The 21,986-nt window shown below is 41.5% G+C and carries 26 protein-coding genes; 1 reads left to right on the forward strand and 25 read right to left on the reverse strand.

Annotated features, from left to right (window positions below):
- Nucleotides 1–4: 4 nt before the first annotated feature.
- The 25 genes from trpA to ACLGGR_RS10955 all read right to left on the reverse strand — a co-directional run bounded on the left by trpA (nt 5) and on the right by ACLGGR_RS10955 (nt 21,734).
- Nucleotides 5–808, reverse strand: coding sequence for a tryptophan synthase subunit alpha (gene trpA, locus ACLGGR_RS10835; RefSeq protein ID WP_323647684.1), 804 nt, complete (start codon nt 806–808; stop codon nt 5–7).
- Nucleotides 805–2,004, reverse strand: a complete 1,200-nt coding sequence (gene trpB, locus ACLGGR_RS10840) for a tryptophan synthase subunit beta (RefSeq protein WP_122631040.1) — start codon at nt 2,002–2,004, stop codon at nt 805–807. Before trpB ends, trpA begins: the two co-directional genes overlap by 4 nt.
- On the reverse strand, nt 1,985–2,653 hold the full coding sequence (locus ACLGGR_RS10845) for a phosphoribosylanthranilate isomerase (protein WP_410973072.1): 669 nt from the start codon (nt 2,651–2,653) through the stop codon (nt 1,985–1,987). Before ACLGGR_RS10845 ends, trpB begins: the two co-directional genes overlap by 20 nt.
- Entirely contained in the window at nt 2,650–3,402 is a 753-nt protein-coding gene (trpC, locus tag ACLGGR_RS10850) for an indole-3-glycerol phosphate synthase TrpC (RefSeq protein ID WP_410973073.1), read from the reverse strand. Before trpC ends, ACLGGR_RS10845 begins: the two co-directional genes overlap by 4 nt.
- Nucleotides 3,395–4,417 carry an anthranilate phosphoribosyltransferase gene (trpD, locus tag ACLGGR_RS10855; protein ID WP_410973074.1) on the reverse strand — a complete coding sequence of 341 codons (1,023 nt, stop codon included), beginning with the start codon at nt 4,415–4,417 and terminating at the stop codon, nt 3,395–3,397. The genes trpC and trpD overlap by 8 nt, the downstream gene beginning before the upstream one ends.
- Nucleotides 4,389–5,936, reverse strand: coding sequence for an anthranilate synthase component I (gene trpE, locus ACLGGR_RS10860; protein ID WP_410973075.1), 1,548 nt, complete (start codon nt 5,934–5,936; stop codon nt 4,389–4,391). Before trpE ends, trpD begins: the two co-directional genes overlap by 29 nt.
- A gap of 231 nt (nt 5,937–6,167) precedes the next feature.
- Nucleotides 6,168–6,551, reverse strand: a complete 384-nt coding sequence (gene aroH, locus ACLGGR_RS10865; RefSeq protein ID WP_024422804.1) for a chorismate mutase — start codon at nt 6,549–6,551, stop codon at nt 6,168–6,170.
- A complete protein-coding gene (gene aroB / locus ACLGGR_RS10870) occupies nt 6,548–7,639 on the reverse strand; it encodes a 3-dehydroquinate synthase (protein WP_410973076.1) in 1,092 nt (363 codons plus the stop codon). The genes aroH and aroB overlap by 4 nt, the downstream gene beginning before the upstream one ends.
- Entirely contained in the window at nt 7,639–8,811 is a 1,173-nt protein-coding gene (gene aroC, locus ACLGGR_RS10875; RefSeq protein ID WP_024422806.1) for a chorismate synthase, read from the reverse strand. The genes aroB and aroC overlap by 1 nt, the downstream gene beginning before the upstream one ends.
- Before the next feature lie 73 nt (nt 8,812–8,884).
- Nucleotides 8,885–9,664, reverse strand: coding sequence for a CheR family methyltransferase (locus ACLGGR_RS10880; RefSeq protein ID WP_205184564.1), 780 nt, complete (start codon nt 9,662–9,664; stop codon nt 8,885–8,887).
- 145 nt (nt 9,665–9,809) lie between these two features.
- Nucleotides 9,810–10,256, reverse strand: a complete 447-nt coding sequence (gene ndk, locus ACLGGR_RS10885; protein WP_410973077.1) for a nucleoside-diphosphate kinase — start codon at nt 10,254–10,256, stop codon at nt 9,810–9,812.
- A gap of 129 nt (nt 10,257–10,385) precedes the next feature.
- Nucleotides 10,386–11,348, reverse strand: a complete 963-nt coding sequence (gene hepT / locus ACLGGR_RS10890) for a heptaprenyl diphosphate synthase component II (protein ID WP_041085904.1) — start codon at nt 11,346–11,348, stop codon at nt 10,386–10,388.
- 24 nt (nt 11,349–11,372) lie between these two features.
- Nucleotides 11,373–12,077 (reverse strand): demethylmenaquinone methyltransferase, encoded by a 705-nt coding sequence (locus tag ACLGGR_RS10895; RefSeq protein ID WP_142945885.1) that lies wholly within the window; start codon nt 12,075–12,077, stop codon nt 11,373–11,375.
- Nucleotides 12,078–12,080: 3 nt separating this feature from the next.
- Nucleotides 12,081–12,848, reverse strand: a complete 768-nt coding sequence (locus ACLGGR_RS10900) for a heptaprenyl diphosphate synthase component 1 (protein ID WP_251216609.1) — start codon at nt 12,846–12,848, stop codon at nt 12,081–12,083.
- Between the two features lie 115 nt (nt 12,849–12,963).
- Nucleotides 12,964–13,194: a trp RNA-binding attenuation protein MtrB gene (gene mtrB, locus ACLGGR_RS10905; RefSeq protein ID WP_008344541.1), complete on the reverse strand. Its 231-nt coding sequence runs from the start codon at nt 13,192–13,194 to the stop codon at nt 12,964–12,966.
- Between the two features lie 24 nt (nt 13,195–13,218).
- Nucleotides 13,219–13,788 (reverse strand): GTP cyclohydrolase I FolE, encoded by a 570-nt coding sequence (folE, locus tag ACLGGR_RS10910; RefSeq protein WP_003215789.1) that lies wholly within the window; start codon nt 13,786–13,788, stop codon nt 13,219–13,221.
- A 190-nt stretch (nt 13,789–13,978) separates the two neighbouring features.
- A complete protein-coding gene (gene hbs / locus ACLGGR_RS10915) occupies nt 13,979–14,257 on the reverse strand; it encodes a non-specific DNA-binding protein Hbs (protein ID WP_003215863.1) in 279 nt (92 codons plus the stop codon).
- 374 nt (nt 14,258–14,631) lie between these two features.
- Nucleotides 14,632–16,110: a stage IV sporulation protein A gene (gene spoIVA, locus ACLGGR_RS10920; RefSeq protein WP_008344534.1), complete on the reverse strand. Its 1,479-nt coding sequence runs from the start codon at nt 16,108–16,110 to the stop codon at nt 14,632–14,634.
- 204 nt (nt 16,111–16,314) lie between these two features.
- Entirely contained in the window at nt 16,315–17,040 is a 726-nt protein-coding gene (locus ACLGGR_RS10925; protein ID WP_410973078.1) for a hypothetical protein, read from the reverse strand.
- Between the two features lie 17 nt (nt 17,041–17,057).
- On the reverse strand, nt 17,058–17,261 hold the full coding sequence (locus tag ACLGGR_RS10930) for a DUF2768 domain-containing protein (RefSeq protein ID WP_041117835.1): 204 nt from the start codon (nt 17,259–17,261) through the stop codon (nt 17,058–17,060).
- A 266-nt stretch (nt 17,262–17,527) separates the two neighbouring features.
- Nucleotides 17,528–18,565 carry an NAD(P)H-dependent glycerol-3-phosphate dehydrogenase gene (locus ACLGGR_RS10935; RefSeq protein WP_048239328.1) on the reverse strand — a complete coding sequence of 346 codons (1,038 nt, stop codon included), beginning with the start codon at nt 18,563–18,565 and terminating at the stop codon, nt 17,528–17,530.
- Between the two features lie 14 nt (nt 18,566–18,579).
- Nucleotides 18,580–19,890: a ribosome biogenesis GTPase Der gene (gene der, locus ACLGGR_RS10940; protein ID WP_060697190.1), complete on the reverse strand. Its 1,311-nt coding sequence runs from the start codon at nt 19,888–19,890 to the stop codon at nt 18,580–18,582.
- 159 nt (nt 19,891–20,049) lie between these two features.
- Nucleotides 20,050–20,244, reverse strand: coding sequence for a capping complex subunit for YIEGIA (locus ACLGGR_RS10945; protein WP_008344527.1), 195 nt, complete (start codon nt 20,242–20,244; stop codon nt 20,050–20,052).
- A 6-nt stretch (nt 20,245–20,250) separates the two neighbouring features.
- Entirely contained in the window at nt 20,251–21,135 is an 885-nt protein-coding gene (locus ACLGGR_RS10950) for a YIEGIA family protein (RefSeq protein WP_024422816.1), read from the reverse strand.
- Complete coding sequence (locus tag ACLGGR_RS10955) at nt 21,132–21,734, reverse strand: YphA family membrane protein (protein ID WP_458773720.1); 603 nt, start codon at nt 21,732–21,734, stop codon at nt 21,132–21,134. Before ACLGGR_RS10955 ends, ACLGGR_RS10950 begins: the two co-directional genes overlap by 4 nt.
- Before the next feature lie 119 nt (nt 21,735–21,853).
- On the opposite strand from ACLGGR_RS10955, the gene ACLGGR_RS10960 reads away from it, so the two are divergent.
- Complete coding sequence (locus ACLGGR_RS10960) at nt 21,854–21,985, forward strand: YpzI family protein (protein ID WP_075611569.1); 132 nt, start codon at nt 21,854–21,856, stop codon at nt 21,983–21,985.
- The last annotated feature ends 1 nt before the right edge of the window (nt 21,986 follow it).

Genomic DNA, 21,986 nt, shown 5'->3' on the forward strand with positions numbered 1-21,986 from the left:
CACCTCATTTGAATGAATAGAGGGGACTAAATGTTTTTGCATATGTTTCAAATTCTCTTAAAGCCTCTTGACGTGTATCACTTGCTAGCAATTGTTCTTGAAGCTCTTCAATTTTTTTCACAAGTGCACTGCCTACAACGACACCGTCACTCAGTTTATTCATTGAGTCTACCTGCTCTCTTGTTGAGATGCCAAAACCAACTGCAACCGGTATGTGACTCAGCTTTTTCACTTGTTGAATAAAATCTGTAATTGACGCGTCAAAGGATTGCCTGACACCTGTTACACCAAGAGATGAAACACAATACACAAAACCTTCTGCCTGCTCTACAATGTTTACTAATCGTTCCTTGCTTGTTGGTGCAACGAGTGAAATATATGAAATGCCATGTGTTTGACAGTTCTTTTGCAGCTCGCTGCTCTCTTCAAAAGGCAAGTCGGGTGTTAAGAGTCCCGAAATATGATTTTTGCGCAGTAAAGCGAAAAAGTATTCTGTGTCTAATTGTAACACAGGATTATAATACGTAAATAGAATTACAGGAATTTTTACACCGTTTTTTTTCATCTTCCCTGCTAATTCTATCGCTTTTACGATATTCATGCCATGATTTAGAGCTCTCTTGGAGGCTCTTTGGATGACAGGACCGTCCGCTAGTGGATCGGAATAAGGAACACCAAGTTCAATCGCATGTGCACCGGCTGCTTGAAGGGAGATAGCTAAATCAATCGTGATGTCTTCTGATGGATCTCCTGCTGTGATAAATGGGATAAATAATTTCTCTCCTTGCTCTAATTGAAATGTGATCATTTTGTTTTCCCCTCACTTTCAAGCACGTTCATTAATGTATGCACATCCTTATCGCCTCTTCCTGACAGGCAGACAAGAACGATTTCATCTTCATTCATCGTCTTGCTTACCTCAAACGCCTTGGCTAGCGCATGTGCAGATTCAATTGCTGGCAGAATTCCTTCTTTTTCAGTCAGCAGCTTTAGGGCATCTAGTGCTTCTTGATCTGTCGCACTCACATATTGAACCCGTCCGCTCGCATGTAAATATGCGTGCTCTGGTCCAATTCCCGGATAATCTAAACCAGCAGAAATAGAATATGGCTCAATAATTTGGCCGAATTCGTCTTGGATTAAATAGGTCAAAGATCCGTGAATCACTCCTTTTGTTCCTTTCGTGATGGTTGCAGCATGGAGCGGAGTGTCGATTCCCTTTCCAGCAGCCTCTACACCAATGATATCTACCTCTTCATCTAAAAACGCCCGGTACATTCCAATGGCATTACTCCCGCCGCCGACACAGGCAATGACTTTATGAGGAAGCCTGCCCTCTTTTTCAAGCAGCTGCTCTTTTGCTTCATCACCAATCATCCGCTGGAACTCGCTGACGATTTGAGGATACGGATGAGGGCCTACAACGGAGCCGATCATATAAAAATGATCACTGCAGTGCTGAACCCAATAGCGGATGGCTTCGTTGGTCGCATCTTTTAATGTGCCATTCCCGCTTGTGACAGGTATGACTTCAGCGCCAAGCAGTTTCATTCGGAAGACATTGAGTGATTGTCTTTCCACATCTTCTTTTCCCATAAATACCGTGCAGGATAGCCCGAACTTTGCGGCCACCGTTGCAGCAGCTACTCCGTGCTGACCTGCGCCTGTTTCTGCGATGATGTTTGATTTCCCCATTTTTTTCGCAAGCAGGGCCTGCCCAAGCGCATTGTTAATTTTATGAGCACCTGTGTGGTTTAAATCTTCTCTTTTTAAATAGATTTTTGCGCCGCCGAGGTATGCTGATAATTGGTCAGCATATGTAAGCGCAGTTGGTCTTCCTGAATAGTTTCGAAGTAGTGATACATATTCTGCTTGAAAAGCAGGGTCTTCTTTTAATTCACGAAATGCCTGCTCGATTTCTGCAAGTGGCTGCATGAGCGTTTCCGGGACAAATTTCCCTCCGAATTCTCCGTATCTGCCAATCTCATTTGGATATGCGTACATCATTTAACATCCTTTCTTCGAGCGCTTCGATCTTGGCGCTGCTTTTCTTCCCGTTTTCTTCTATTCCGCTTGAAAGATCGATCGCTTCTGGACCATAGCCAAGGAGCTCTGCTACCGTTTCTGGTGTAATACCGCCTGCAATTATGCAAGTTTTCTCCAGCCGTTTTGCCTGCTGAACGTATGCAGGCACCGCCTCCCAAGCAAAAGCTTTTCCAGAGCCGCCTCTCATTCCTTTTACTTTCGCATCAATGAGGAAGCCATCGACAACAGGCGCAAATGCCGTCATTTTTTCGAGCGTACTTGTGACATTGGGCTCGTGATGGAACACTTTCCAAACGACAACCCCTGTTTGTTGTTTAATTTTTTTTGCGTCATCTAGTGTTTCATCTCCATGAAGCTGTACGATATCTAAAGGAATATGTTTTGTGATGTCACACACTTTTTGAATCTTTTCATTTACAAATACACCGGCAATTTTTTTCTCACACTTTGTTTGGATGAGCCATTGTTTCACTTGATCTGGCTGGACTTGTCTTTTACTTGGAGCAAAAATAAATCCGATGGCATCTGCGTGAGACTGCGCAATGCATTCCACATCTTCTTGTGACACTGCCCCGCAATATTTTAAATAAGGCTTCATCCTGTTCATTCTCCAAACAATGTCTGAACGGCTTTTTCTTGTGATTGTTCTCTCATTAAGGATTCTCCCACAAGAACTGCACCCGCTCCATGTTTCTTCACAAAGGTTAGATCATCGAATGTTTGAATACCGCTCTCACTCACTAGTAAGACATCGCTTGGAACGAGTGGTGCGATCTCTTTTGTTTGTTCAACTGTTGTTGTAAATGTATTTAAATTCCGGTTGTTCACTCCAATGATTTCAGGAGTGAACAACTTTAAAATATTTTCGAGTGTATCTGCTGCATGTACTTCGACAAGGACATCAAGGCCTTTCTCTTTTGCTTCAGCATAGAGCTCGTGCAGCTTTTGCGGCTCAAGTACTTCTCCAATTAATAAAATGGCATCTGCTCCTATACGTCTTGACTCTTCTACCTGTATAGAGTCAATGATGAAATCTTTTCTTAAAATCGGACGATCGATATGTTTTTTAATGAGGGACAAGTATTCGTTTTTCCCTTGAAAGAACGGTTCATCCGTTAAAACAGATAAGCAATCAGCGTTTGAATTTTCGTAAGCTTTTGCTGTTTGTAATGGATCAAAATTCGGTTGAATGATTCCTTTGGAAGGAGACGCTTTTTTCACCTCAGCAATTAGACCAATAGAGCGATGAGGATTCATGAGTGCTTCTTTAAATGATCGTCTTTCAAAGTGTCCATCCTCTGGTAACTGCAATGTTTGGATATGTTCTTTTTTGCGGGCAATGATTTGATTAAGCATAGATCTCTTCCTCCTTCGTTTTTTGTTTTAAACGAGCCAATTGTTCTTTGGCTGCACCATTTTTAATTGTTTCAAACGCTTTTAATGTTCCTGCCATGAGGCTTTCTGACTTCCCTGCGACATATAAAGCCGCTCCAGCGTTCAGGGCTGTAATATGAAGCGGCGCCCCTTCTGTTTGATGATTCAATATATTCTGAATCAATTCGGCACTCTCTTCCGGTGATTGGACCTGAATGTCTGATAAATGTCCTTTTTGCAGCCCAAAGTCTTCTGGATTGAGTGTATATTCTGTCATGACATCTTTTTTGAGTTCAATCACATATGAATTTGCAGTAATCGTTAATTCATCCAGCCCATCTTCTCCGCAAACAAATAGCACATGTTCTGGCTCTAACGGCGCAAGAGCTTTTGCCATTAATTTCGCCTTTTCCTTTGAGTAAACACCAATGATTTGCTTTTTGGCTTGCATTGGGTGGCAAAGCGGGCCTAATAGATTAAATACTGTCCGGAAGCCGAGCTGCTTGCGGACTGCGGCTACTTGTTTCATAGATGAATGGTACAAGGGGGCAAATAAAAAGCCCATGTTTTTCTCTTGTATTTGTCTTCTTGTTTCTTCTAGTGTGGATTGAATGTGAATCCCAAGACACTCTAGTACATCGGCACTCCCGCTTTTAGAAGAAACTGATCGATTTCCGTGTTTGGCGATTTTGGCTCCAGCAGCGGACGCGACAATGGCGGCAGCAGTTGATATATTAAAGGTGGAGAGTCCATCGCCTCCTGTGCCGCAAGTATCAACAACATCAAGCGATTGTTCCATTGGTTCTGCATTTTGCCGCATGGCTTTCACGAAGCCTGTCATTTCTTCAGCGGTTTCTCCTCTATGCGCTAAAATCGAGAGACTTGCAGCGACTTCAGTATCTGTTAAAGAGCCGCTCATCATATCATGCATGAGTTTATTTGCTTCATTTTCTGATAGAAAGCCTCCATTAACAAGAGCTGATAGTCGGTGATTCATCCTGCACACTCTCCTTTTCTGAGAAAATATGTTCCGCAAGCTGAATGGCTTTCAGAAGTGCTCCTGCCTTGTTACAAGTTTCTTCCCATTCATTTTCCGGGACAGAATCAGCCACAATGCCGGCCCCTGCTTGTATAGAAGCGGTTTGATTTTTGACGCTCATCGTACGAATGGTAATACAGGAGTCGATATTGCCGTCAAATCCAATATAGGCAATACAGCCGCCATACGTTTCCCTTGGCTCAGGCTCCATTTCATTTAGTAATTGCATCGCTCTTATTTTGGGTGCACCTGTTAATGTACCTGCAGGGAAAGCGGACATGAGCGCATCGACTGGATGTGTATCCTGCTTTAGCTTTCCTGTCACAATGGAGATGATGTGCATGACATGTGAAAAATTCACTACTTTTGTAAAGGTCGGTACGGACACACTGCCGTATTCTGCCACACGGCCTACATCATTTCTGGCAAGATCCACTAACATGTAATGCTCCGCTTTTTCCTTTTCATCTTCAAGCAGCTCTCTTGCTAGCTCAGCATCCTCTTCTCTTGTTCTTCCTCGTTTTCTTGTGCCTGCAATAGGATGGATTTCTAGGTGCCCGTTTTTGGCATGAATTAATCGTTCTGGCGAGCTTCCGACTAAATCACGATCTTTTAATTTCATAAAATACATATATGGAGATGGATTCACAATCCGAAGCACGCGGTATAACTCAAATGAACTCACTGACACAGGGATATCAAATCGCTGCGAGAGTACGCCTTGGAAAATGTCACCCGCTCGAATGTACTCTTTGATTTTTTCTACATCATTTAAAAATTGCGTTTTTTCATAGGTTGACGTCACATGTTCAAAGGACGGCGGCTCATTCAAATTCCCTGATAAAATCAGTTCTTTCATATCAACCTTTGAATGGAGCTTGTGAATCATCTGTTCAAGCTGCTTTTGATTTTCTTTGTAAGCGCGTATTTTTTCGTCTTCTGTTTCATGTCCGGTTAGCTGGGTGTACTGGATAAAATGAACATGATTTGTTTCATGATCAAAAGCAATCATCGTTTGGCAGACAAATAATGTGCAATTTTCTGTCGTCGATGCGCTGCGGTGAGGCTTGACAGAAGGTTCAATGGTTGGGATCAGATCGTAGCTTAAGTACCCAACAGCCCCGCCTGTAAATGGGATATCAATATCTGGCGTTTTGATTTGATATTGCTCTTTCATCCAATCTAGCAGTTCTTTCAGCTCTTGCTTTTGCATGACTTCCTGCCCCGCAGCGTCACGTGCAATGTATTTATTTTGGTCATCATGTAAGGTTAAAAACGGGTGCAATCCAATGAAGGAATATCTCGACCAGCTGGAAGTCTCATCTTTGCTTTCTAGCAAATACACAATATCTTGTTTGAGTTTTTCAACAATTTGAATTGGTGAGAGCGTATCGACTGTAATGGTTTCAACAATTGGGATCGTTTTGTGGGACTCACTGTCCTTTAAAAATTGGGTCAGGTTTGATTGGGAATTCATAAGCACACTCCTTAAATGGTATTAAGGAGAATGAGGGGACATATAGAGGGTTTGTATGAGTATACGAAATAAGCCTAAAAGAGGGTTACTCTTTTAGGCAGTATGATTAAATAGAAGTATCGTATCTCTGCTCAACTCTACTCATCTCAACTACCCTAGTCTCATTCTCATCTTCTCTAAGCTTGCAATGCCGTTTACACCTGTGTGTAAACTTCGGCTGTTCATATCGTATTATAATTCCTTGTTTTTTGTCAACTGTAAATCAGGGCGAAGCGTCACAGCTTCTTCCAAGTACACATGCTGTATGTCTTCCTGCTTTGTATCTGTCTGGACAGTCATTAAGACACGAATACATTGCTTTAAACCGCCATCAATGTCCAGTTCCTGCATACATGTAACAGGTACATATGTCCATCCTTCAAACTGGCGAAGTGCTTTTGCCGGAAAAACGGAGTGAATATCTTGTGTAGCTGAAATCAAGATCTGCACGACACGTTCTGGATCTACTTGGTTTCTTGAAATAATCGCTTCTAGCAGCTGTTTCGTTTTGTTTAACACTTCTGTTTCTGTATCTTCTATCACAGTTGTAGCCCCACGTATCCCGCGAAACATCATAGACATCCCTCCTCCCGTTTCCATTCTTCGAGCCAGTAGTGCAGCTCATCTTTTGTGAAAGACTGTAAGGTGACGTCTCCAACCTGTTTTAATAAAACAAATTGAACACTGCCGCCTCTTGCTTTTTTATCACCAATCATCCGGTCAACAAATGTTTTCGTGGAAATATCTTGTGTGACTTGTACAGGGAATCCGAGCTCTTTCATCCACTCTTTTAGTTCCAAACGATTGAAGCTGAGCCCCAGCTGCTTTTCACTCACATACAGCGCAAACTGCATGCCGATTGCAATGGCATCTCCATGCGTGATGGCGCCGTATCCGTACTCTGCTTCAATGGCATGCCCGAGTGTATGGCCTAAATTCAAAAATGCACGCACTCCTTGTTCTTTTTCATCTTCTTGAACAATTGACGCTTTGACTTGAATGCCTTGATACAGCATATGTGCCAGCTCGCTCTTTGATATATCCGTCAAAGAACGAACGGACATCAGTTCTGATAAAAAGTCTTCACTTGAAATCAGTGCATGTTTGATGACTTCTGCAAAGCCTGATCTTCGTTCAATTTGAGATAGAGTCTCAAGCATACTAGTATCATAGATCACAGCTTTCGGCTGATGAAACGCACCGATTAAATTTTTACCGAGCGGATGGTTGATCCCTGTTTTCCCTCCAACTGCACTGTCATGTGCCAGCAGCGTCGTCGGAACTTGGATAAAGTCAATGCCTCTCATATAAGTGGCAGCAGCAAAGCCAGCCAAATCTCCAATCACTCCGCCTCCCAGCGCAATGATGCAGGAGGAACGATCAAGCTGAAATTGAATGGCTTTCGTATGAATATGCTCAAATTCGGCAAAGGATTTTGACTGCTCTCCGCTTGGCACAACCACTTTGTTCACAGGCCACTTCTGCTGAAGTAAGCGAACCACTTCATCACCATAAATAGCATCAACAGCTGCATCTGTGACGATTAAGAGCTTCGTATAGGAATGCCCAGTGGAAGTTATCAAGTCGACGATATTGCGTTTAATCCCATCACCGATAAATACAGGATAAGTGGCTGAAGACGTCTTAACTTCCAGTGTTTTCATTAAAATTCCCTCTGAAGCTGGCGCATTTTTTCAACATTTTCTTTAATGCGGTCGATTTGGTCAAGGCCAAACTGCTCTACAACTGCATTGGCAATTTCCCATGCCACGACTGCTTCTGCGACAACACTTGCGGCAGGAACAGCACAGCTGTCAGAGCGTTCAATACTTGCAGAGAAAGGTTCTTTTGTTTCAATGTCAACGCTTTGAAGCGGCTTATAAAGCGTTGGAATTGGCTTCATAACCCCTCTTACGACAATTGGCATACCCGTTGACATTCCGCCTTCAAGACCGCCTAGGCGATTTGTTTTTCTCGTATAGCCCTTTTCTTCATCCCAGATGATTTCATCATGGACCTCACTGCCATTTTTAGAGGCTGCTTCGAAGCCTATACCGAATTCAACCCCTTTAAAAGCGTTGATACTAAGTACGGCGCCAGCAAGCTTGCTGTCCAATTTACGGTCATAATGAACATAGCTGCCAACCCCAACCGGCATTCCTTCAACGATGACTTCAACAATTCCGCCAATTGAATCCCCGTTTTTCTTCGCTTCATCAATTGCATCCATCATTTTCTGACCTGCTTCACTGTCATAGCAGCGAACAGGTGATTCTTCTGTTACCTTTTGCAAATCTTCAATAGACTCATATGCTGTATGAGCTGCTTTCACTCCGCCAATTTCAAGAACGTGACCAGCTACTTTAATCCCTAGATGCGCCAAGATTTGTTTGGCAACTGCGCCCGCTGCTACGCGAACAGTTGTCTCGCGGGCTGATGAACGCTCTAATACGTTTCTCATATCACGGTGTCCATATTTAATCGCACCATTTAAATCCGCATGACCTGGTCTTGGACGAGAGATTTGACGCTTCATTTCACTTTCTTCTTCTTCTGTGATCGGCTCTGCCCCCATCACCTTTGTCCAGTGCTTCCAGTCGTTATTTTCAACAACAAGTGCAATTGGAGAACCTAATGTTCTACCGTGGCGAACGCCACTTAACACTTTTGCCTGGTCTTTTTCAATCTGCATTCTTCTTCCGCGGCCATGACCTTTTTGTCTTCTAGCCAATTCATAATTGATGTCATCCTGCTCTATGTAAAGCCCTGCTGGAACTCCTTCAATAATTGTGGTCAATTGTGGACCATGTGATTCACCTGCTGTTAAGTACCTCATGACTTAATCTCCCTTCATCGCATTAACGCTTTTAAGTAAAAATATAATAACACACTTGCTACCAAAAAGTCAGCTACATACCCTTCTTTTGATAAAAGAAAGTATCAGCAGATGTCAGTCCAAACTTTTCTGGGTGAAAAATTTGCTCTGTAGAACCAACAAATAATACGCCATTTTGCTTTAAACTGCTGCTCATTTTCAAGTAAATTTCTTCTTTTGCTTCTTCAGTAAAGTAAATCAGTACATTTCGGCAGACGATGAGGTCAAGCTGTTTTTCATATGGATCTGCTAAAAGGTTGTGTTTCTTAAATTGAATATGCTTTCGAACTTCATCCTTCACAGTGTAAAATGAAGAATCTTCTTTTGTGAAATATTTTTGCTTGATATGATCTGGTACCTCTTGCAGAGAGCGTTCATGATATCTGCCTTTTTGAGCTGACTGCAGAACTTTATCATCAATATCAGTTGCAATAATTTGGAAGTCTTTCACAAGAGGATGGCTTGACAGCAACATGGAGAGTGTATATGGCTCTTCTCCTGTCGAACATGCTGCACTCCAAATTTTTAAGGTGCCTCCATTTTTCGAAAGCAGCGGCAGGATTTTTTGATCAAGTACTTCCCAGCGCTGATAGTTTCGGTAAAATTCTGACACATTAATCGTCATGCGGTCCATCGTCTCATCTAATAGTGCTCTGTCCTTTTCAAGAGCGGCCGCGAATGCCTCAAAATCTCTATATCCTTTTTTATCATAAAGTGATGTTAATCTTCGTTTCATTTGTGCTTCTTTATATAAATTCAGATCAACCCCGGTTAGTTTTTTCCATTTTCCGACAAATACTTGATATTGATCCATCAATGTCCTCTCCTGTCTCATCTATCTTTGTCCTAGTATAGCTGTTTTTATCGAAAATTTGTATCTTCTCATGCGAAATTTCGTGTAGAAAGTTCAATATAAAAAAAGCCAAAGTGCTCATTGGATGAACACCTTGGCTTGAACCTTAATAAATCCAGCTTGAGATGGTTTGATCCCAGCTTGTGAGTTCTTCTTGTTTGAAGAATAAGTTAATTTCTCTTTCAGCACTTTCTGGTGAGTCTGACCCATGGATAATGTTTTTCCCAACAGTCAATCCATAGTCTCCTCTTATTGTGCCCGGAAGCGCTTCCTTTGGATTTGTTTTACCGATAATCTGTCTTGTTACGTCTACTACCTGATCGCCTTGCCATACCATTGCAAATACAGGTCCTGACGTAATAAAGTCAACCAATTCCCCGAAAAACGGTTTTTCTTTATGCTCTCCGTAATGTGTTTCTGCTACTTCTTTTGGAATACTCATTAGCTTTGCACCAACAAGCTGAAGCCCCTTTTTTTCGAATCTCGACACAATGTCACCGATTAATTGTCTTTCCACACCATCAGGTTTGACCATAAGAAATGTTTTGTCCATATACGTTTTCCACCCCGTCGTTATGTATGTATAGGCTTACATTGTTACAAAGTGATCGTATCATTTTTTTTTATAATAATCAATTTTTGACAAAAAATTTCACAAAAAAACCAATCAACGTAACGTTGATTAGAATTTTCGTTTCCCAATATATTTTGCAATGGAGGCAAGTGATGTTCTCGCTCGTCCTCGAGGAAGTTTGTCGAGCTGTTCAAAAGCTTTTTTCAAATACATTTCACTCACTCGAATCGAGCGGTCGATCGCATCTGTTTGTTTGAGGCTTTCAATAACAGGCTTCAGCTGCTTCTCCGTCGTCTCACTATTGATCAGTTTCAATTGACCTTCTAGTGTCGGATTTTTCAGTGCGTATAAGACTGGGAGTGTGACATTCCCTTGTAAAAGGTCTCCTCCAACAGGCTTGCCTAGTTCTTCTTCAGTTGATGTGAAATCAAGGACATCATCAATAATCTGATAAGACATGCCGACATAGTACCCAAACCAATAGAGGGCTTTATGTGTTTTTTCATCTGTACCCGCTGCAATGGCGCCTAATTGGCAGCTTCCTGCAATAAGCAAGGCTGTTTTTCGTTTGATTCTTCTTAAATATGTACGTAGATTCTGTTCCATATTATATTTATCTTTCACTTGCTCTATTTCACCAAGACAGAGCTCAACGACCATTTTAGACAAAATTTCATGTGCCATTGGGTGATTGATTTTTGTCATGTATTCCAGTGATCTTGCAAACATATAATCCCCTGTATACATGGCAATTCTGTTATCCCATTTTGCCTTTATTGTTGGTTTGCCTCTTCTCAGCTCTGCATCATCAATGACATCATCGTGAACGAGTGATGCCATATGAATCAGCTCGAGGGCAACGGCAACATATTTAATTTTATTAATGTCATAGTCACCAAACATGCCTGAAAGGAGAACAAAAACGGGGCGGATTCGTTTTCCGCCCGCTTGCAGCAAATGAAGACCTGCTTCACTTAATAATGCGTAATCAGAGCGAACGGTTTGTTCAAGCTCTTTTTCAATTATATCGATATCATGATTTAAAAAAGAGATCATTGCTTTTAGTTTCATTATCTTCACCCAAATATCGTTTATTCAAAGCTTCTTTCCGATATGTGTTGCTGCTACACCGCCTGTAAATGGATGATACGAGACATCAGACAACCCGGCCTCTTCGAACAAAGCGGCGAGCTCTTTCATGCCAGGGAACGTTTTGGCTGATTCTTGAAGCCATGAATACTCCTGATAGCTTTTGGCAAACAGTTTACCAAAGAGCGGCATAATGTATTTGAAATAGATATAGTAGCCCTGCTTAAAGCCGATCATCTCAGGCTGTGATGTCTCAAGACAGACAACCAACCCGCCAGGCTTCACTACTCTTGTCATTTCCTTTAGCACCGTTAAATAATCAGGGACGTTTCTAAGCCCAAAACCGATGGTGACATAATCAAATGAGTTGTCCTCAAAAGGAAGCTCCATCGCATTGCCGTGAAGCAATTCAATCTGATTGTAGCCCCCAGTCTTCACCTTCGTTTCTCCAACACTCAGCATATTTTTACTGAAATCAAGGCCTTTGACCTCGCCTTTCTCTCCAACAGCATCTGCGAGCGCAATTGTCCAATCGGCTGTTCCGCAGCATACATCTAATGCTTTAGAGCCTTTTTGCACATTCATGAGCTTCATTGTTTTATCGCGCCATTTTTTATGCTGTTTAAAGCTGATGACAGAGTTCATTTGATCATAGTTTTTATAAATTTTTTCAAATACACCGTGTACTCGCTGTTCTTTTGATTGCTGCATGACTTACCCTTCTTCCACTTTCTGTTGGTACGCAGGCTCATTTTTCATATGATCCAAGCGATTTAATAGCTCTTTTTGAACGACCGGAGATGAAACAAGATGCTCCTTGATCGGCCGTTTGGCCTTTTCATAGCCTTCATTCTCAAAGTTGTCAAAACACGAATAGGCGTCCGTATAACGATCGTTCAAAAAAAGTTTTAAATGTTTGTCATCTTCTGCTTGTTTCATGAAACGCTTATAAACAAGGAAACGACTTGCAATCTCATTCCAATGCGTTAATTGAAAATGCTCAGAAATCCTTTGGAATAGTGCAGATTCAACTGTAGCTACACTTTTGTAAAAGTGCGCTGCATCTTGAATGGACCGGTCATACAGTCTAATTTTATGTTCATTGATCTCTTTGATCGCCGTAGCGAGCGTGCGGATCATATAGATGTCTTTCATGTCAGAGAGAAGAGAATAATAGAGACCGCTGAAATAGTCTCCTGCTAGGATGGTCAGCTGACGATTTTTGAATTCGTCTTGCTTGATGGCTGCAGCAGTTGTGACTTCGTCATGGGTATCAAGGGCAATTTGCACAAGCATCGCCGTTAAAATATAATTTTCTTTTTTCTCTGCATCAATTTGAGCTTCATCAAACATTGCATGAAAAAGAAGGAGCTTGTCTTCATCGATGAGTGGAGCGCGTAAATGCTTCGCCAAATAAGGATGAGAAAGCTTTTTATTTAATTTTATATTTAGATTAGATAAAATTCCGTAGATGTCTTGCAAAGATATCACCCTTGTCCCAAAAATTACAGTTTCATATGTAGCCCTGCACATTGTATAGAGATTTATTATACCATATCAGCTCTCACTTTTATGCTATCAAGTGCATTCAAGTTCTTTATTTCTTTGCTTCGCTTTGAATTTCGCCGAAGCTTGTTTGAATGACAGCATCGCCTCTTACTTTGATCGCTGACGTATGCTCAGTAAATTGTGCAATGATCACTTCACCTTTATCGAGCTTCTCGGAATGGTGAAATCTTGTATCAGAGCCTCTTGTTAGGCCGATGACATTTACACCATTATCAATGGCTTTAATCACCACAAAATCAGATGCTTTATTTTCACTCATTTTGTTCACCTTCCATCTATTGAATTAGTCGTTTTTAATAAAGGAAAGCACTTCTGCTCTTGCGGCTGCATCATTTGCAAATGTGCCGCGGACTGCTGAGGTTACTGTTTTAGCGCCTGGCTTTTTCACTCCGCGCATCGTCATACACATATGCTCTGCTTCAACGACAATCATCACGCCATGCGGATTAAGTGTTTCCACCATACTATCTGCAATGGTTGATGTAATGCGTTCCTGAAGCTGCGGGCGTTTTGCCACGGCTTCGACAGCTCTTGCCAGCTTACTAAGTCCTGTTACTTTTCCGCCGCGCGGAATATAAGCGACATGGGCTTTCCCGTAGAAAGGCACGAGGTGGTGTTCACACATTGAATGGAAAGCAATATCTTTTACAAGGACGAGTTCTTCGTGGTCTTCGCCAAAAATGGTTTTAAAATGTTCTTTTGGATCTTCATTTAATCCCGAGAACACTTCTTCATACATTTTTGCTACTCGTTTTGGGGTATCAAGAAGTCCTTCACGATCCGGATCTTCTCCGATGGCTTTTAATATATCGCGTACCGCGTGTTCGATTAATTCTTTATTTATTTCACTCATGTATTATATCCTCCAAAGGCGATTACATTTCATTCAGATTCTAGCACACTTCAGATCCTAAAAGCAAAGGAGAGCGTTCTAAACGAACCTTTTGATTCAAAAGGAAAAGCCCCTTATGAAAGGGGCTTTTCTAGACCAGTGTGAAACTGTATATGTATAACTCCTTCAACAGGATCATTACACATAACGATTATTTACCTGCCACCGCGTCTTTAAGTGCTTTACCTGGTTTGAAAGCAGGTACTTTGCTTGCAGGGATTTCGATCTCTGCACCAGTTTGTGGGTTACGTCCTTTACGAGCTGAACGCTCACGTACTTCAAAGTTACCAAAACCAATAAGTTGGATTTTGTCACCATTTTTAAGTGCATCTAAAATTGTATCAAAAACAGAATCAACTGCTTTTGTCGCGTCTTTTTTAGATAACTCGCTTGCTTCAGCAACCGCGTTAATAAGTTCTGTCTTGTTCATGCCTTTCACCTCCTCCCAAAAATATGCATTCAGTAGATTGTTATCATTTCTTCACAATTCATCTTCTTTCTATACCCTTTTTCAGAAAAAAAGAGCGACTAGAAAGCGTTATACATGGCTTTTCATTAGAAAACATCTCTTTGAAGGAATGTTTGTCCAACAAAGTGAAGATTTTCTGTAAGTAGATTAACACATATGAAATACCATATCAAGCATTTTAAAGGGAAGAACCCTTATTCGTCAAGGATTAAGGGCACTTTTGCGAACGAATATTCCTAATTTCAGCCTGAATCTGACTAATCTTTATACAATTGTCTTTTTATGACTTATTCTATACACAAAAAAAGACCCCCATCAATGAGAGGTCTCACTTGCTATAAAATAATCGCGATCAAACCGCCTGATCCTTCGTTGATGATTCTTTCAAGTGTTTCCTTCAGCTTATATCTTGCGTTTTCCGGCATAAGAGACAGCTTTGCTTGAATGCCTTCTCTGACAAGAGAACTGAGAGAGCGGCCAAATATATCTGAATTCCAGATGGACAGCGGATCATCTTCAAAGTCTTGCATTAAGTAGCGGACAAGCTCTTCACTTTGTTTTTCTGTCCCGATAATCGGTGCAAATTCGCTCTCTACATCTACTTTGATCATGTGAATAGATGGAGCTACCGCTTTTAATCTGACGCCGAATCTTGATCCCTGCCTAATGATTTCTGGCTCATCTAAACTCATATCGGACAACGCTGGCGCTGCAATCCCGTAACCAGTCTGCTTCACCATTTTTAATGCGTCTGATACTTGATCATATTCTGTCTTAGCATGAGCAAAATCTTGCATGAGCTCTAGCAGATGGTCTTTCCCCCTAATTTCTACACCAACAACTTCTTTTAAAATATGATCATATAGATCATCTGGCGCATACAGGTCAATCTCCGCAATCCCCTGACCCATTTCAATTCCTGCTAAACCCGCTCTTTCGATAAAATCAAATTCACTGAATTGACCAACAACACGGTCGACATCTCTTAATCTTTTAATATCCTTTACGGTTTCCTTCACTGAGTCTTGATAACTTTCTCTCAGCCAGTGATCTTCTTTCAACACCATCACCCAGCTTGGCAGGTTCACATTCACCTCTAAAACTGGGAATTCATATAATGCTTCACGAAGAACACTGAGTACGTCTTGTTCTCTCATACTTTCTACGCTCATGGCGAGTACTGGAATATCATACTTTTGGCTAAGTTCCTGCCGGAGCGCTTCTGTTTCAGGATGATATGGCCTCACAGAGTTGATGACCATAATAAACGGCTTTCCAACCTCTTTGAGTTCATCAATCACACGTTCTTCAGATTCAATATAATCATGTCTTGGGATTTCTCCAATAGATCCATCTGTTGTAATCACAACACCTATTGTTGAATGCTCTTGAATGACCTTGCGTGTACCAATTTCCGCTGCTTCATGGAACGGAATTGGCTCTTCATACCACGGCGTGTTGATCATTCTTGGGCCATTTTCATCTTCATACCCGCGCGCACCAGGGACAGTGTATCCCACACAATCGACAAGCCTGATGTTAACATCAAGACCGTCACTCACATGAATAGATGCCGCTTGATTAGGCACAAATTTTGGCTCTGTGGTCATAATGGTTTTTCCTGCTGCGCTTTGCGGCAATTCATCCTGTGCTCTTGCACGGTCTGCCTCATTATTGATATTCGGGAGCACCACGAGCTCCATAAACTTTTTAATAAACGTAGATTTCCCTGTACGAACAGCGCCAACGACTCCTAAATATATATCGCCTCCTGTTCGTTCAGCGATATCCTTGAAAATATCGACTTTTTCCAAGTGATCCCCTCCCGGACTTGCTATCCTCGTTTTCAAATGAAATACTCTATACTTCAATCAAACTGTGCTTGAAAGGTGTCTGGACAATATATGTGTATGACGTTGTCCTATTTGAATATGACACCTTTTTGTTTTGAGAGTATGTTTAGCCATAAAAAAACCTTTCTCCTCATTTATATGCAGAGGAAAAAGGTTCATTCTTGTTTATGACGTCTTTTTTTCTAAAAAGGCAGGCTCACCTTTTTTGTTGATAGTATATGGGACAGAAAACGCGGGTACAAACGGGGTTTCCTGCCAATATACATCTTGAATGTTTTCACCTGGTTTCAGCTTTTGCTTCGTATTTTTCAAAATATGAGCAAAATCACTGCGGTAGTCTACATAGATTTCGCCGTTTGATGAAATCAGTAATGGGAGGGAATTCCCTGTCACAGGACTCATGACCGCAGGCGGCGATTTTAATCCTAGTTTTTTTTCATTTAACGTATATAAATTGGCTGATACGACTTTGCCGTATGGCAGATATGTATGTTCATCTTGATACACCTTAATCCTAAGCCGTAATTCATTAATGGTCTGCGTCATTTTGACATCAAGCAGTTTCACAGTTGGTTTTTTTTCGACGTCTGTGAGGACATAAATATATTCGCCTCCGCCTTCATAAGATGTAGACGGTACATCGTGTAAATATCTTGGTGACAAGCGCTTAAAGTCGATGACATATTTCTGATAAACTGGCGTGTCTGCTTCTTTCGTTTCTATAGGCAATAGACCATTTGTTGCTTTTTGAAATTCCTCAATCGCTGTCTGTACACTTTGCAGCTGCTCTTCGTATGGCACCCGGTTTTCAGCTTTGCGATTCTCTGGATACAGACATCCTGTTAATAAAATAAGTGCTAACAGCATGACACTGACTTTTGCTTTGATCATCACATTCTTCCTTTTCTTTATTCATTGACCGGCCCGCTAATGACAACTAAAAACACAATGATACCTGATATAAGCATCAAGCTGTATGCGACGGTTGAGGCCGTTATTTTAAGAAATTTGCTTTTCAGCTTAAACCTACTGAAATAAATGGTTACTACGGCTAAAAACATGAGCCCCATTGAACCAAGCGCAAACCACATCTTGATTAAAGCAAAACTCATCGTGCCTGTCCCCCTTCAAAACGAACGAATTGTAAGCGTTTATATTTCATTCTAAACCAAAAATAAGGTAAATATCAATCATTTTTCCAATCATTCAGAAAAAAGCGCATAAAAAAACTGAAGCAAAGAGGGGGACTCTGCTTCAGTCATTGGATCGACTATTTTCCTCATTCTGTAGAGGCAAAGCTCTATTCAAACTTCATTGCTATGTTATGCAAGTCTTCCCCTTCTTGCATCCTCTACATGCCTAAGTTCAGTCTTTCCTTTTATTTTGTTTGGTTTTCAAACATGTTCACAAGGTCTTCCATCTCATGTGTTTTCACACGTGCCATCAATGATTCTACAGCATCGTCCACCTTTTTTCCTTCAAACAGGACGCCGTAAAGAGCCTCTGTAATCGGCATGCTGACCTTGTATTCTTTGGAGAGCTGATAAGCGCCTTTTGTTGTGCGGACGCCTTCGACAACCATGCCCATTTTTTCAAGCACTTCTTCGAGCTTATATCCTTTACCGAGTAAATTCCCGCAGCGCCAGTTACGCGAATGAACACTTGTACATGTCACGATCAAATCGCCAACGCCTGTTAATCCGGCAAATGTAAGGGGATTCCCTCCCATTTTTGTGCCAAGACGTGCAATTTCAGCAAGTCCTCTAGTGATAAGCGCCGCTTTTGCATTATCACCATATCCAAGTCCGTCTGTGATACCAGCTGCTAGAGCAATGATATTTTTCAATGCGCCGCCAATTTCCACCCCAATCACATCAGGGTTTGTGTACACTCTAAAGTTATTGTTCATGAACAAATCTTGAACAAATTGAGCTGCTTCAATATTTTCTGACGAGACAGTGACAGTTGTCGGATGACGCAGACCTACTTCTTCTGCATGACTCGGCCCTGATAGGACAACGACAGCCTCTCTTTTCTCAGAAGGAACTTCTTGTTCAATCATTTGAGAAATTCTAAGAAGTGTATCTGGTTCAATTCCCTTACTGACATGAACAAACGGCACCTTCGATGAGATCAGCTCATTTGCCTGCTTCAATACCTCACGAATGGCCTTTGTTGGTACAGCGACAATAATCGCCTCTGCCCCTTCTAAAGCCTGCTTCATATCAGTTGTCGCCTGAATAGACGCTGGCAGTTCGACATTTGGCAAGTAATCATGATTTTCATGCTTCTCATTGATTTGATCAATGAGCTCTTGTCTATGTCCCCACATGTGTACATCATGATGATTATCAGCTAATACAAGCGCAAGAGCTGTTCCCCAGCTGCCTGCTCCAAGTACTGAAATTTTCTTCATCCTGCTCACCCTTTTTATTTTCTCGCTCTCGCAAATATTTTAATCGGTGTTCCTTCAAAACCAAATGCATCTCGAATGCGGTTTTCTAGGAAACGCTCATAAGAAAAGTGCATAAGCTCTGGATCGTTTACAAACACAACGAAGGACGGAGGCTTAATGGCCACCTGTGTTGCATAGTAAATTTTCAAGCGCTGTCCGTTATGAGTCGGCGTTGGATTCATCGCTACCGCATCCATGATGATATCATTTAAAATATTGGTTTGAACGCGCATTGCATGGTTTTCACTCGCTGTGATAATGGACGGCATTAATGTATGAATTCTCTTTTTCGTAAGAGCTGACATAAACAAGACAGGTGCATAATCAAGAAATTGAAAATGCTCGCGGATGTTTTGCTCAAATTCCTTCATCGTACGCTCATCTTTTTCAACAGCATCCCATTTGTTCACAATGATCACAACGGCTTTACCAGCTTCGTGTGCATAGCCAGCAATTCGTTTATCCTGCTCAATAATGCCTTCCTCGCCGTCAAGTACAACAGCGACAACATCAGAACGATCAATGGCTTTTAATGCACGAAGTACACTGTATTTCTCTGTTGTTTCATATACTTTTCCTTTTTTCCTCATACCTGCTGTATCAACAATGACAAAGTCACGCTGATTGTACGTAAACATCGTATCGACAGCATCTCTTGTTGTACCAGCGATGTTGCTGACAATGACGCGGTCTTCTCCGAGCATAGCATTCACTAAAGAGGATTTCCCTACATTCGGACGGCCAATTAAGCAGAACTGAACAACTTCTTCAGCATATTGCGTATCCGGTAAGTTCTTAAAGTGTTCTGCCACTGCATCAAGCAGATCACCAAGACCTAATCCGTGCGTTCCAGAAATCGGATACGGCTCGCCAAATCCGAGTGCATAAAAGTCATACACGTCGCTTCTCATTTCAGGGTTGTCCAGTTTATTAACAGCAAGTACAACTGGCTTTTTCGTGCGATATAAAATTTTTGCGACTTCTTCATCCGCAGATGTCACGCCATCTCGGCCATTCACCATAAAGATAATGACATCCGCTTCGTCCATTGCGATTTCTGCCTGATGGCGAATTTGCGCCAAGAATGGCTCATCTCCAATATCAATTCCACCAGTATCTATTAAATTAAAGTCATAATTTAACCATTCAGCAGAGCTATAGATTCGATCTCTTGTTACACCAGGTGTGTCTTCTACAATCGATATTCTTTCGCCTGCGATTCGATTAAAAATTGTAGATTTTCCAACGTTGGGCCTTCCAACAATGGCTACGACAGGTTTACCCATAGTACCCTTCCTTTCAATCCAGCCGCGATTCAATATGTTCATCATCATGTTTCAACCGGGATTTAAAATTTTCATTCAGTTTTATGAAATAAACCCTTCAAACATGAAGGGTTCAACTTATATATTATATCAATTTTTAATCAGACCACAATGAATAACTTAAAAATGTTTGACAATCAAGTAAAGATCTTCTCCAATACCGTGTGCAATTCCATCTAAAATGGCCTCTAAATTCATGGCATACATGTCGAGCTCTTCTTTATTTTCACAGAAAAAAACCGCTGTTCCGCCAATAACCCGCTCTTTATTTGTTGTCGCTACAGCCAATATAAATTGTTCAATGGTGTTCGCCATGCCCTATTACCTCACTTTCTTTTTAATGAAATCTGTCGGCATTCTTATGGCATTTTCTAAAATAGGCACCTCTTCTAATACACGGACAGCCAAATCTTCACGCTGCCATTGCGGTAAAATGAACACACCAAGTGTACCGGTATTCAGATCACGTTTTGCGAGCGGACAGAGCGATGGTTCACCAGAATCGCGGTACACGCCAAGCACGTTTGATAAATCAAATAAAATGGCTTGCCGCTGTCCAAGGTTGGCAATCGTTGTAGCAGAGTTGAAATTTTTCGGTGTCAAAATAAAGCCCATCCCATGTTCTAAAATGAGTTTTTGCTTTTCAGGCAGCCCGATATTCATAATGTATATATCATTCACATAAAGCCCTGCCCCATCAAAGCGAAGCTCCCCTTTTTGAATGCTGACGATATCCTTTAATTGACTGCCTGACATTAATAGCTTTGCCATGAAAAAACAAAGAATACCGACCACTGTTCCAACAACAAGTGAGAAGAAAATACAGGCTGTCGTTGTAATGAGTGCAGTGAGAATCGCAATATAATTTCGACTTTCAAAGGCAATGGCAATGCCTTCTATATATGTACTGCCTCGTGAGACAAGCTCATACGAATCCATTTGGGTTAACGTATTTCTTTCCATATTTCGGACATCTCGAAATTGCGTGGCTGCCAAAGTGAGAAAGGTAATCGCCGTAAATTCCTCCTGAATCAGTGCAGGCATAATGATTGCACCTAATCCTGACGCAATAAAACCAAGCGCAATGTGAATTACTTGTCCATGAATATACGTAGGGTATTGCCGGTAATCCGTTCTTAACATGTAAAGTCTGGCCGCCATCCCAAAGATGACACCAATAATCACAGGAAACGTATAGTCTGTCATGTTGATTTTGCAGCCCCTTTTACTGATTTTCTTGATGAACGGGCGTTCAAGAGCTTTTCCAGCTGATCGACACCTAATAGGAAGACCGCTCCTTGAACAACGAAGGAAAGAAAAGAGAGGTCCCCTATAACAATTGATGATGTGAGGCGGTGAATCGTCAGCGCATAAAGGGCTTCGCCGAGACATACTGACATCATCCATAGGGTGATTCGTTCCGCTAACGGCTGTGCATATGTCATACACATTAAGATCAGCAAGGCAAATACAACCCATTCCACCTTTATTATCGTGAACCAAACGGGGTCATATAATGCAAACATCATAAAAAAGGCATACGCGCTCACCATTGAGCCCAATTGCATGATTCTCATGATTCGATAACCAGACTTGAATATGACGAAAGCAACACATGCATATAAAAAAGTCATCAAGAATCCCGCATTGATGCTTATATCTATAACCGATATCATGACATGACTGAATATAATATGGATAAGTACACAAATGCCCAGCACGCTCCGCCACAAACTTTTTTCCATGATAAATGTCACCATAATCCAAACGAACCATATAGACCAATAATAGTACAATGCCTCCAACGCCTCATCACCTCAATTACATTATGGGAAAATCTCCAATTTTTAAACATGCGGATCATTACCCGCTTTGCATGAAATAAACAAGCGGTGACATCCTAATGATTGAGGAGGGATGCATGATGGGAAAAGATAGACAGGAAAAGCGTTTAAAGGCGTCAAAAAGAGTGGAATCTGACCGTGATCAATCCATTCATCATAAGGGTGCAACAACATTAGAAGGTCCAGAAAGCGCACGAAAAAGAAATCAATAAA

The organism is Bacillus sp. BD48 (genome assembly GCF_046566805.1).
Classification (GTDB): Bacteria; Bacillota; Bacilli; order Bacillales; family Bacillaceae; genus Bacillus; species Bacillus safensis.